A 12907-nucleotide genomic window follows, 5' to 3' on the forward strand; every position below is an offset into this window, starting at 1 on the left:
CCCCCCCCCCCCCCCCCCCCACCGCTCCATCCGCTGACCGGTCGGGCTAGCTGGCCGTTCCGAACACGCGCAGCTCCGCGATGTTGATCCAGTCGGTGTTGCTGATCCGCACGTACCGGTATCGCGGGTGGCGGACGCGAGGCTTTGCCCCCCAACGCCCCGGTGGCGTTCGGTGTGATCCGCGTCCAGGTGGTCAGATCGTTCGATCCCTGAAGGTAGGTGCTCGCAGCCCGACTGACGCTGTTGCCGTCCTGGCGGACGAGGAGGTCTGCGTGGTCCACGGTGACCGCCTTTCCGGTGCCCAGATCGAGGATCAGGTAGAACTGGCCGCCGGGCGGGCCCGCGTCCGTGAACGTGCCGACTGATCGATCGAACAGCTTAGCGACGTGAGTATCCTTCGCTGGTTCCGGCGACCTCGTCGGCTAGACGGCGACGACTCGAGACGCGAGACCGGTGATCAGGCCGTCGTCACAGGTGAGGTAGACCCTGGACGCATCCGTCGTGCGATTCGTCCCCGGCTCGCTCGCACCGACCGCATCGGTATGGTCCATCCGGAAGCTGACTTCTTGTTCGCCGCCCAACTAGCGTCGACGAGACTGGAGGTTGTCCAGGTGCACCCGTCGCTGCTGACCTCCCCGACCGAAGTCGCATCGATCGTGACCGCCGGGGCGCTTATCGGTGCGGCTTTGCTGAACCACTCGGTCACGGCGTCGCCGAGCACGGCGAGATTGCTGATCGCCTTTGAGCTCGCTGTGCGGGCGATCGTCATCGCTGACGCCGGGGCCCGGTGTGCCGGCCGTACAGGCGCAGCTCCGCGATGCTGATCGAGTTGTTCTTAAAGATGCCCGTGTACCGGGACGGCGTGTTCGGTCTGACTACGCGACCTCAGCCGGAGTGCAGGCCGATCCTGCACAGCGGTCAGCGCCGTCTGCAACGATTCCCCCGTCACGCCGATGACGGGGTGCTCAATGCCCCCGGCTCTACCGTCGTCAGAGTCCGGACCGACGCCTTCTCATCAGCTGGTGCGGTTAGTGGGGCTCCGGTAATCGCCGCCCCAGTGAGCACGATGCTCGCGACGGTCGTTGCCCCCACCCGCCTCGTCCATCACGTTCGTTCGTCATGGATCTCCTTCATCGCAGAACCGCTTAGACAGCGCTATCCCCTTATGGCGCCGCAATACCTGGCCGAGAGCGCAACCCTCACTCGTCTGCTCCCCTCTCAACCCCGCAGCTGCGTACTGGTGCGTTGTTACTGTTGAGGCGCCGGGAGAGCCCGAGCGTAAAGGCAAAGGGGGGCGAATGTCCGGTCACAAAGCGGGGCCAGGAGATCGCGGAACACCCGAAACGATGGACGGTGGCCCAGCGACGTTGGCAGCCGTCGCAGAGCTGGCGGGGGTGTCCTTGGCGACCGCTTCACGGGTCGTCAATGGCAGTGCCCGAAAGGTCGGACCGGAGCTCGAGCAGCGCGTGAGAGCCGCATCGGTGCAACTCGGGTACGTCGTAGATGCGCGTGCACAGGCGATGGCACTCGGTGCAGATCAGACGGTTGCGCTGATCGTCGGTGACATCGCCGACCCCTATTTCTCCGGCATCGCGGCGGGCCTCATCAGCGCCTCAAGCGAGCGAGGCCTTATGGTCACCCTGATCGCAACGGGAAACGACCCCGACGGCGAAATACGCGCGGTGAAAACGCTGCGATCGCAGCGGCCGCGAGCGATCGTGCTTGCCGGCAGCCGACGCGACGACCAACCGCGCGCGGCACTCCTGGACGCCGAGCTCTCTGCCTATGAAAAGCGCGGCGGTCACATCGCATTCGTCGGCTCCCTCCCCGAGGATGACCCAGCGGACCGAACCTCCCGAGGCCTTGTCGAAGTCCATAACCGTGCTGGCGCGGCAGAACTTGGATGCAGGCTCACTGATCTGGGCTACGAAAACTTCGTCGTTATGGCCGGACCGGCCGCCGCAGTCACTCCCCGCGAACGGGTGCGTGGGTTTATCAACGGCATCTCGTCGTCAGCTCGGCCGATACCCCTGGCCGCGCTAATGCCGACCGAACTTAGCCGCGACGATACCTATCACGCGACCAGAATCCTGCTGCGCGACCCATTGCCACCTAGAACCTGCGTCTTCGCTGTGACCGACGCCATGGCACTTGGAGTCATGACCGCGGTGCGGGACGAGGGACTCCGGCCCGGAAGGGATGTGGGAGTCGCCGGCTTTGACGACATCATGCTCCTCCGAGACGTCATCCCAAACCTCACCACAGTCGCCATCCCGCTGCCCGAAATCGGGCGTCGTGCCCTCGGCGCAGCTCTGGGCGAGAATGAGCTTCTATCCCCGGTCGAAGCACACGTCGTCATTCGGGAGAGCACGCCCCGCATCAGCTGACCAGCGGAACGAGGCGGCGAGATGTGCACTTGCCGTCTCCTCGCTCTTGCTTTATGGTGCTGGAAAGCGCTTTCCACTCTGGAAGGCCACAGCAAAGGAGACGGCGTGTCGACGCAGACGTTTCGCATCATCATGAACGGGGTCACCGGACGCATGGGCTACCGCCAGCACCTAGTGCGGTCGATCCTCGCGATCCGCGACGATGGGGGAGTGCTGCTGCCGAACGGCAACCGCCTTACAGTGGAGCCGATCCTCGTCGGCCGGAACGCCGAAAAGCTCGCCGAGCTCGCCGCGCTGCACGGGGTGGCCGAGTACACAACGGATCTCGCCGCGGCCTTGGCCGACGAGACTGCCACCATCTACTTCGACGCTCAGGTGACGAGTGCCCGCAAGGACGCGATCCTGCGGGCCATCGCGGCCGGCAAGCACATCTACACCGAGAAGCCCATCGCGAACACGGTGGCCGACGGCCTCGAACTCGTCGATGCGGTGAACGCGGCCGGCGTCATCAACGGGGTCGTGCACGACAAGCTCTACCTGCCGGGGCTGCTGAAGCTCAAGCGTCTGGTCGACTCGGGCTTCTTCGGGCGCATTCTGAGCGTGCGCGGCGAGTTCGGTTACTGGGTCTTCGAAGGCGACTACCTGCCCGCCCAGCGCCCCTCCTGGAACTACCGCGAGCAGGACGGCGGCGGCATGACCCTCGACATGTACTGCCACTGGAACTACGTGCTCGAGAACCTCTTCGGCCGGGTCGAGGCGGTCTCGTCGAAGGCCGTCACCCACATCCACGAGCGCTGGGACGAGCAGGGCAACCGCTATGAGGCCACCGCCGACGACGCCGCCTACGGCATTTTCGAGCTCGAGGGCGACATCATCGCGCAGATCAACTCGAGCTGGGCGGTGCGGGTCGACCGCGGCGAGCTGGTCGAGTTCCAGGTCGACGGTACGCTCGGCTCGGCCGTCGCCGGCCTGTTCGGCTGCAAGGTGCAGCCGCGGGTCAACACCCCGAAGCCGGTCTGGAACCCCGACCTGCCGACCGATCAGAACTTTCCGTCCCAGTGGACCCAGATCCCCGACAACCAGGAGTACGCCAACGGCTTCCGCGCGCAGTGGGAGCAGTTCCTGCAGGACGTCGCCCTCGGCCGCCCCCACCCCTACGACCTCGCCGCCGGCGTGCGCGGCCTGCAGCTCGTCGACGCAGGACTGCGTTCGTCCAACGAGGGACGCCGCATCGAGATCGAGAAGGTAGCGCTGTGATCCCGTCGGCTACGGGCACCAGAATCGCTCTCCCCACGACCGACGGCTGGCGGGAGATCGAGTTGAACGAGCCCCGTAAGTGGGTGGAGCACCGTCAGCCATACACCTCTCGAGTGGCATTCGCGGCCGCGCACGTAGTAGCCGACCCGCACGGGAACAACGCGCCGGGTGCGCCCGCCGCGATCGATTGGGACGCAACGCTGGCCTTCCGGCGGGGCTTGTTCAAGTACGGCCTAGGGGTCGCCGAGGCGATGGACACGGCACAACGCAACATGGGCCTTGACTGGCCCGCCACCCAGGAGCTCATCTCGCGCAGCGCCGCCCAAGCCAAAGAGTTCGGCGCGCGAATTGCCTCCGGCGTGGGCACCGATCACCTCCCCGATGCGGCCACCGCGGCGACACCGGCAACTCTCGAACAGGTGCAGAACGCCTACCTTGAGCAGCTCGAGTTCGTAGAGGGCACCAGTTCCCAGGTGATCGTGATGGCGTCGAGGCACCTTGCCCGTGCCGCTGCCGCGGCCGACGACTACCTCGCCGTGTACGACCGCATCCTCGGCCAGGCCGCCAGCCCGGTCATTCTGCACTGGCTCGGCGAAGTGTTCGACCCGCAGCTCGCAGGCTACTGGGGCTCGACGGACGTCGAGACGGCCACGGCTACGTTCCTGCAGCTCGTGAACGCACACGCCGCGAACATCGATGGAGTGAAGGTGTCGCTGCTCTCCGCCGAACACGAGATCGGTCTCCGCCGCGCCCTCCCAGAGGGAGTGCGCCTCTATACGGGCGACGACTTCAACTACCCCGAGCTCATCCGCGGAGACGGACAGGGTCATTCGGATGCGCTGCTCGGCGCTTTTGCCGCCATCGCGCCGGCTGCCTCCGCGGCTCTCGCCGCACTCGACGACGGCGACTTCGCCCGCTACGACGCTGAGATGGCACCAACGCTTGAGCTTTCTCGACACCTCTTCGAGGCACCGACGTTCTACTACAAGGTCGGGATCTCCTTCATGGGCTGGCTGGCTGGAACGCAGAACGGGTTCCAGATGGTGGGCGGCCTGCAGTCAGCACGCAGCCTCCCGCACCTGACCCGTGTCTTTGAACTCGCGAACGAGGCGCGATTGCTGCCCGACCCAGAGCTCGCGGCGCACCGCGTCGGGCTCCTCGCCGAGACGCTCGGGGCGACGCGATGACCGCGTATCCCGAGGCTGCATCAAATGTGCCTGGTGGCGCATCCGGTGCATTGACAGATCCGCCGGCAACCATCGACGTGCCGAGCGGTCGCGCTGCCACCGTGCCGACGCCCCAGAATGGTGACTCGCGGCTCGCCCGGCTCGCGCTCAACCAGCGCACCACCGCGAACTGGAGCCTGCGTGAAGCTATCGACGGCGCCGCTGCGGCCGGGCTCGGCGGCATCGGGGTGTGGCGCGAACCGCTTTCCGAAGTCGGCCTCAAGACGGCCGCGCGGTGGATCGCTGATTCCGGACTACGGGTGTCCTCGATCTGCCGCGGCGGCTTCTTCACCGTGATCGACCAGGCCGCGCGCCGGGCCGCCCACGACGAGAACCTGCGCGCCCTCGAAGAAGCTGCCACGCTGGGCGCGGCGACACTCGTGCTCGTTCCGGGCGGCCTGCCGGAGGGTTCGAAAGACCTCGTCGGAGCCCGCTCCCGCGCGGTCGAGGCGATCGCCGAGCTTGCCCCTGTTGCGAAGCAGCTCGGCGTAGTGCTCGGCATCGAACCGATGAACCCGATCTTCGCCGCTGACCGCGGTGTGGTTTCCACGCTCGGGCAGGCGCTCGACATCGCCGAGCAGTTCGCGCCTGACGAGGTGGGCGTCGTGATCGATACCTTCCACCTGTGGTGGGAGCCGCGAGTCGATGCGGAGATCGCCCGCGCCGGTGCCATGGGCCGCATCGTGAGTTACCAGGTTTGCGACTGGATCACCCCGCTGCCCGCCGACACGCTACTCTCCCGCGGAATGATGGGCGACGGCCATATCGATTTCCCACACTTCACCCGGCAGGTAGCGGCGGCCGGCTACACCGGAGACATTGAGGTCGAAATCTTCCACGCAGACGTGTGGGCCGCGCCCGGGGCTGACACGGTCGCCACCCTGGCCCGCCGCTACGTAGAACTGGTCGAGCCTTTCCTCGACATCGACATCGACATCGCATAGACGGCTGATGAGAATTGTCATCGCCCCCGACTCTTTGAAGGGTTCCATGGCCGCCAGCGACGCGGCAGCTGTTATCGCCCACGGCTGGTGCTGCGTTCGGCCGGCCGACTCGGTCCGGGTCTTTCCAATGGCAGACGGGGGCGAAGGCACCATCGATGCGATCGAAGCCACGTTGCCCGGCCGTGCCGCCCGCATGCCCATCACTGTGATTGGGCCGGACTGCCGGGACGTGGACACCACCTGGCTGTTCCTGGACCCAGAGACACCTCAACGTTCTGTCGCGGTGGTGGAACTTGCAAATACCAGCGGCATCACCCTTCTGGACCGTCTCCGCCCATGGGATTCCCACACCTATGGGTTCGGGCAAGCCATCAGTGCAGCGCTGGACTCACGGCCCTCCGAACTCGTGCTTGCGCTTGGAGGAAGCGCCTCAACCGACGGCGGCCACGGCGCCCTCACCGCACTCGGCGCCCGCTTCTCCGACTCTGATGGCCGTGATGTCGGGCTCGGCAACTCAGCGCTGGCTCGTATTGCCGAGATTGACGTCACGAACCTAAGAGCCATTCCTTCGGGAATGAAGGTTCGAATACTCTCCGATGTCATGAGCCCGCTCCTGGGGCCGACTGGCGCCGCTGCCGCATTCGGCCTACAAAAAGGCATTGAGACCGACCGCGTCAATGATGCTGACCTCAATCTCGCGCGCTTGGCCGCAGCGTTGCGTCCAAGCCTTCCGGCCGATCCGATGCAATCGGGCGCAGGCGCTGCCGGCGGGACAGGGTTTGCGATGATCGCCTGGGGCGCGTCGGTCACATCGGGGTCGGCGACCATTGCGGTCGTCACCGGGTTGGAGCATGCAATCGCCTCCGCGGACCTCGTCATCACTGGGGAGGGTCGTTACGACCCCGAGTCCGAGAACGGCAAAGTCACCGGTCACGTCCGCCGACTCGCCTCCGCAGCCCACGTACCCTGCGCCCTGGTCGCCGGCAGCATTCCTGCCGCACCAGCCCCCGGCCTGTTCGCCACAGCGATCGCTCTCAGCGACCTCGCTGGCGGCGTGCGAGCGTCAATGAATGATCCGAAGAGGTGGCTCCACTTAGCTGGCTCGCTCCTGGCGGAAGGGTTTGCGGCATGACTCGCGCGCCCAGCATCGCGTTGGCAGTCGACCTCGGGGGAACAAAAGTCGAAGCTGCGCTGGTCACCCAGGACGGAGAATTGCTTTCCCATACCCGGCACCGTGCACCCACAGGACGTAAACAATCCAGAGAGGGTATCGCTCGCGCAGTTGAAACCGTGGTCACGCGTGCGCTCCAAGCGGTACCCGGGGCTGAGATCGGAGGGGTCGGTGTCGGGAGCGCTGGTCCGATCTCCATTTCCGGCGAGACAGTATCCCCTCTCAACCTGCCAGCCTGGCGCTCCTACCCGTTGGCTACCCTCGTACGGGACCTCACCGGGCTGCAACCGACCGTGAGGCTGGACGGCACCTGCATCGTGCTCGCCGAACACTGGGTCGGAGCGCTCCAGAACTACCGAACCGCTCTGGGAATGGTCGTCTCGACTGGCATCGGCGGGGGACTGCTTGTCGATGGGCGAATCGTGCACGGCCGGTCCGGGAACGCCGGCCACATCGGCCAGATCCAACTCGCTACCCGCGCCGGCCCGGGGCTTGACTACGGTGTGACGTTGGAGGGCATCGCGGCCGGGCCGAAGATTGTCACATGGGCACGTTCACAGGGTTGGGCAGGTACTTCGGGCGAAGACCTTGCTGACGCGTATGAGGCTGGCGACAAGGTGGCCATCTTGGCTGTGCAAAGGTGTGCTAGAGCGATTGCCGAAGGTATTTCTTCTGTTGGTGCCCTTCTGGATCTCGAAGCAGTTGCGATCGGCGGTGGGTTCTCCAAAGTCAGCCAGGACCTTTTCCCTCTTATCCGCCAGAGTCTCACCGAGATGGCTCCGCTGATCACCATGAGGGACATTCGTGTGGAGCCGTCAGCCCTCTCAGACGATAGCCCGCTCATCGGAGCTGCTGGCCTTGTGCACCGATCCGACCTGATCGCCTGAGCCCGCTTCTGGTCCCTGATATGACGGCATAGTAGGCCACTGGGTGACCGGGAGCCGCTAGCGTCGTCCGTCCCGACGCGCTCACTTTGCGAGTGGACGACCGACTGACGACCCGCGGTGAACGCGAGAGTGGAGGGGACATCCGTCGCAGAATAGTACCGGAAGGTCTAGCTCGCGCCCGGCTTCAGATTCCCCTGCCCGCGCCGGAGACCCGACACGGTGACCCGGCTTGCGAGTGCGGAGAGTTTTTTGCGTAGGTTAGTTCCCTAAGGGTCGGTAGCTTGACGCGTTCCGGGTGCATTTCATTGGCCTTAAGGAGGCGGCGGGCACCGAATCGAACGATTTGGTGCCCGCCTAGTGGCAGATGGACGGGCAGAAGGGTAGCGCCGTCGCTGCGGGAGGTCCTATTACGAAGTGCATGCCTCCAGATCCTCGAGCGCCGCTGAGAGCGAAGCCGGACCACCCAGGAGAGTGACCTTCGTGGCGCCTAGATCCCTGATCTGAGCCAGCGTAGGCGCGGGGACGCAGTCCGCTTTCACCGTGAACAGGGGCGCATCGATCCGGGGCCCGTATGCCGATCCCGAGAGGGCATCGGAGAACTTCAGCCCAGTCGCGAGCAACACGTGATCAGCTTCGGAGAAAAAGTGATCATTGATGCTGCGAGACGCTTCGTATCGGTCAACACCACCCAGTCGCACCGTGGTCGCGATCTTGACCGCGTCCGTCTGGATGCCTGCCGAGACCGAGGCCTCACCACCGGCGATCGCGATGCTCTTCACATCGAGGTCAGCAAGCAGATTCTTCGTAGCCGCATCCAACGTCGAGGCCGCGCCGTTCACGAGGATCACCGGGCCTTCGCCATCAATCGCAGCACCCGCCGACAGGGCGTCAGCGAACGTCGTGCCGGCAGCTAGGACCGCTGTGGGAGCACCGTCCGGGAATGCAGCCTTCGCGATATTCCGTGACGCCTCGTACCGGTCGGCTCCGCCGATCCGAGTGACAGCGCCGAGCTTCTTCAGGGAAGCTTCGACATTCGCCGACACAGTCGAGGTGCCGCCGACGATCACAATCTTCGAAGCGCCCAGCCGCTTGATCTCGGCCGCCACCCCTGCTGGCAGGTCAGCAGTTGTGGTCAGCAGGATTGGTGCACCCGCGACCGTCGCAGCTGGAGCTGCCGACAGGGCATCCGGGAACACCGCACCGGAGGCGACGTACACGGTGTTCGAGCCGTCTGGGAACCCGGCCTTCGAGGTGTTCACCGCGACCTCGTACCGGTCCGCTCCCGCGATCCGGTCGACCTCGATGGTCGGTTCGGGTGTGGGCGCGTCGTCGACCACGAACGGCGTGATGCTGATGCGGTCGATGTTAGGTGCGTACTTCGAACGCAGGAGCACTCCCGGGAACTGGTCCGAGATGTAGGTCACTCCGTCGAAGTTCGGCTTCTCCTCCGAGCGGAACGAGATGGTGTTCTCGCCCTTCTGGAGGGTCACCGGGACGGTCAGCTCCCAGAAGTTGTTCTGATGGAACGAGTGCGGGAACGTGACCGTCGACTCGGTGCCGTTGACGCTGAGCGTGGCGAGCCGGGCCAGCGGGTCTGGGTTGTAATGCGTCGCTGGCGACTGCTCCTCGTTGGAGTAGCGGATGGTTAGCGCGTAGGTGCCGTCGGCCGGTGCGGTGACCGAGTCGAAGGTGAGCGCGGAGTCGTTGCCTGGCTCACCGCCGATGGTTCCGACGGCCTCCCCACCCGATGCCAGCGTGAGCGGGCGGATGGCCGCCGTGCCGGCGAGGGCTGCATCCTCGGCCTCGTACGATTCCGAAGCGACGGGCGCATCGGGTTCGGAGACCACGACGCGGTCGAGCACGAGCTCGCCGGTCGCTGCCGTGACGACGATCTTGTTCACGCCGCCCGAGAGGAATGCTGTGATGGACTCGTCGCCGGAGAGCGAACCGGCCTCCACACCGTTCACCGTCACCGCACTTTCACCCTCGGCCGAGAACGACAGCGTGGAGGCTGCGTCGGCCTGCGAGTAGACCCAGAACGTGGACGTCGCCTCACCCGTCAGTTCGACGACTCCCGATCCGGAGACTCCAGTGCGGCTGTAGTCGGTGACCGCGGAGTCGGACAGGGTGGCGTTCTCGGCCTCGTAGATCGACGCGGCGTCCGGGTTGGGGAGCGCGAGTTCGATCTTGTCGAGGATCGCGTCACCCTTGGTGCCCCTGGATCCGTCGAGGCTCTTGGCGGAGACCGAGATGGTGTGGGCGCCAGCGGTCAGGTCGATCGTGGTGTCGGCGTGGTCCCACACCACCCACTTGTAGCCGAGCGGGAGGAAGACCTCCTGCTCCGCACCGCCATCGACGGTGACGAACACGTTCACCGGTCCCTGCTCGGCGTTCCGGCCGAATACGTTCTCCGCGCTGGCGAACAGCGACAGGTCATACGATCCCGTCTCCGGCACCTCGACCGCGAAGTCGAGCTTGACGTCCGAACCCGTGCGCAGGCCGCCGACATTGTAGTTGCCGGAGGTGTAAAAGCCGCCTACGTTGCCGGGGGTTCCCTCGGGGCCGTTGCGGCTCCAGCCGGTACCCGAGTGCGCGGCATCCTCCGCCTCGTACTTCGCCCGCCAAGTGTCGATTGGCTGGGCAGGTGAGGTGGCGTTGGCGCCGGGAGTGAGCACGACCTCGTAGGCCGAGTCGGCATCGAGCTGGGGGAGCTCGGCGCCGAACTGGAGCTGCACCGTGCCGTCGACGACGGGCACGTCGAACTCCTTGACGACCTGGGGTTCACCCGAATCGCCGAGCTGTCCCGTCCAGCGGATCTCCCGCACGAGAGCGTGCACGGTGGAGCCGAACACGTCGGCCGGTACCTCGTCGAAGTAGACGCTCTGGTCTCCTGCGGAGCCGCCGAACAGCGCCTGGGCGCGCTTCTTGCCGGTGTCGAGGGTGGCGACGCCCTGGAGGGTGTAGCTCTCCGCCGACGGCGGGTTGACGGTGACGGTGTCTCCGGTCATCTGGCCGTAGGAGTTGAGCAGCCACCACTGCCCGTTGCCGCGGTTGGCTTGCACAGCCGAATCGCTGAGGTTGCCGTCGATGTTCCAGTAGGCGATGTCGCCGTCGACCTTCTTGTCCTCGAGCGCTGAGACCCATTGGATCATTTGGCCGGGAACCGAGGTGTGGTAGTTGAACGCGTATTCATTGAGGTTGATCGGCAGGTGCTCGCCCTCGTAGGCGGTGCCGACGAAGTCCTCAGCCTCCCACGCGCGGTATCGGTCGACGTTCCGCCGGATCGAGGCGGGGTCGCTCAGCTCGTGCCAGGTCATGACCTCAGGCACGGTGTCTTCGGCGAGTGTGTGGCGCAGGAAGCCGCGCACCTGGTCGAACAGCACGCTCGTGTTGGGGCCGGCGATGCGGGCATCGGGCATCTTGCCCTTGATCAGCGCGTGCACCTCGTCCCAGGCCTGCAAGAACTCCGCAGGGTCGTCGAGCCAGCTCACGCCGTAGAAGGACTCGCCGCCATTGCCGAACATGTTGCCCTCGGGCTCGTTGAACGGCACGAAAACGATGTTGTCCTGGTACTCGGCGGGCAGTTCGAGCACCTGGTCGACCTGAGTGGCGATCTTCGCCTTGAAATCGGCCAGCTTCTCGTCACCCGAGTTTCCGGGCACCTGGTACGGGAATCCGCGGTAGATGTCAGTCATGTAGATGTAGACGTCGCCGTCCGAGCTGTCGGCCAGCGGCTTCACCACCTCGAGTGCGTCGGCACCGGGGTGCTGCGGGCCGTCCTGCGCCTTGGTGGCCACGGTGCGGAGCTTGATGCCCTCGAGAAGGTTGTTCGAGGGGAGATCCTGACCGTAGAGACCGTAGAGGGTTCCGGAGGCGCCGCCCATGAAGGCGCCGGTCGTCTCACTGAGATCGATAGAAAGCTCGCCCTCGGCGACAACGGCCACTGTGGCGGTCACGGCGGTGCCTGTGGCGTCGACGACGCCGTTGACGGTGAAGCTGCTGCGACGGCTCTGGTAGGCCTCGGCGGGCACTTCGTCCCAGGTCACGGAGGTCTCCCGCTCGACCCCGTCGCTGAAGAGCGCCTTCACGCCGGGCAGTGCCGGGGCGACACCGACGGCGGTGCTCGCCTCGACCGTGGTCTGCGTGACGGACTCGACGGTCGGCACGGCCGGACCGGCGAGCTCGGCGACCTGCTCGGGAGTGAGGGCTGCGGAGTAGACCTGGAAGTCGTCGACGACACCGTCATAGAACGGGTGGACGTTCCAGAACGGACGGCCTATGTAGCCGCTCGAGGCCGGCTCGGTCGACCCCAGGGTGGCTGCGACGTCGAGGGGTGCCGCTCCGCGTGAGACCTCGAGCCCGTTGAGGTAGGAGATGATCGTGCTGCCGTCGAGCACCGTGGTGACGTTCACCCAGGTATCGGCGGGGAGGGCTGTTCCGTAGGACGCGTCTGCCTGGCCGCCGCCCGTGACCTGCTTCACCGAGGTGCGCGCAAAGTTATCCGAGTCCGTGAACTTCGGCGTGAAGAACAGCGAGTTGTCGGCGTCTTTGCCGAGGCCGTAGAGCCACTGGAACCCGGCAGAGCCGGACCACTTCGTCCAGGCTGAGACCGTGACAGCTGCGGTGTCGGAGAACAACCCATTGGGCACCGTCACGAAGGGGGCGGTCGTCGAACCGGTTGGCCCACCCGTCAGGTCGAGCCCCGTGGTGCCGGGGGTGCGACCCTCGACGAGGGAGTCCGCACCGAAGTTGCTGATCGCGCCGTCGAGGCCGCGCGGGGATTGGTCGACGACGGTCGAGCCGTCGATGGTGTCGGCCTCGAACGTGTAGTCGAGCACGAGCGAGTCGGAGGGAAGGGCGGCGGGAACGGCGGCCAGGGTGCTCGCGTGGGCCGTGTTTGCCGGTGTGTAGCCGGACAACGCGCCCGCCGTCAGTGCCGCGGCGGCGGCGCAGGCGATGATGGGTGCCGGTCTCGGTCGTGCTCTGCGTGCAGTCGGGATTCGTTGATCCACGGGGTACCTCTCTTGGGTGTCGG

7 protein-coding genes are annotated in these 12907 nt (G+C 65.9%); 6 read left to right on the top strand and 1 reads right to left on the bottom strand.

Going from position 1 to position 12907, the window contains the following annotated elements; genetic code table 11:
- The first annotated feature begins 1346 nt into the window (after positions 1 to 1346).
- From ACEXQC_RS18550 to ACEXQC_RS18575, 6 genes are all read left to right on the top strand, one after another.
- Positions 1347 to 2387, top strand: a complete 1041-nt coding sequence (locus ACEXQC_RS18550; RefSeq protein ID WP_374825952.1) for a LacI family DNA-binding transcriptional regulator — start codon at positions 1347 to 1349, stop codon at positions 2385 to 2387.
- 132 nt (positions 2388 to 2519) lie between these two features.
- A complete protein-coding gene (locus ACEXQC_RS18555; protein ID WP_374825954.1) occupies positions 2520 to 3644 on the top strand; it encodes a Gfo/Idh/MocA family protein in 1125 nt (374 codons plus the stop codon).
- 23 nt (positions 3645 to 3667) lie between these two features.
- Entirely contained in the window at positions 3668 to 4831 is a 1164-nt protein-coding gene (locus ACEXQC_RS18560; protein WP_374825956.1) for a dihydrodipicolinate synthase family protein, read from the top strand.
- Positions 4828 to 5814, top strand: coding sequence for a sugar phosphate isomerase/epimerase family protein (locus tag ACEXQC_RS18565; protein WP_374825737.1), 987 nt, complete (start codon positions 4828 to 4830; stop codon positions 5812 to 5814). The genes ACEXQC_RS18560 and ACEXQC_RS18565 overlap by 4 nt, the downstream gene beginning before the upstream one ends.
- Before the next feature lie 7 nt (positions 5815 to 5821).
- The gene (locus tag ACEXQC_RS18570; RefSeq protein WP_374825739.1) at positions 5822 to 6946 is read left to right on the top strand and encodes a glycerate kinase; all 1125 of its coding nucleotides are present in this window, start codon (positions 5822 to 5824) and stop codon (positions 6944 to 6946) included.
- Complete coding sequence (locus ACEXQC_RS18575) at positions 6943 to 7872, top strand: ROK family protein (protein ID WP_374825741.1); 930 nt, start codon at positions 6943 to 6945, stop codon at positions 7870 to 7872. The genes ACEXQC_RS18570 and ACEXQC_RS18575 overlap by 4 nt, the downstream gene beginning before the upstream one ends.
- A gap of 407 nt (positions 7873 to 8279) precedes the next feature.
- Here ACEXQC_RS18575 and ACEXQC_RS18580 read toward each other — a convergent pair whose 3' ends face one another.
- Positions 8280 to 12884, bottom strand: coding sequence for a cell wall-binding repeat-containing protein (locus ACEXQC_RS18580; protein WP_374825743.1), 4605 nt, complete (start codon positions 12882 to 12884; stop codon positions 8280 to 8282).
- Positions 12885 to 12907 lie beyond the last annotated feature (23 nt).

Source organism: Herbiconiux liukaitaii (genome assembly GCF_041927495.1).
Lineage (GTDB): Bacteria > Actinomycetota > Actinomycetes > Actinomycetales > Microbacteriaceae > Herbiconiux > Herbiconiux liukaitaii.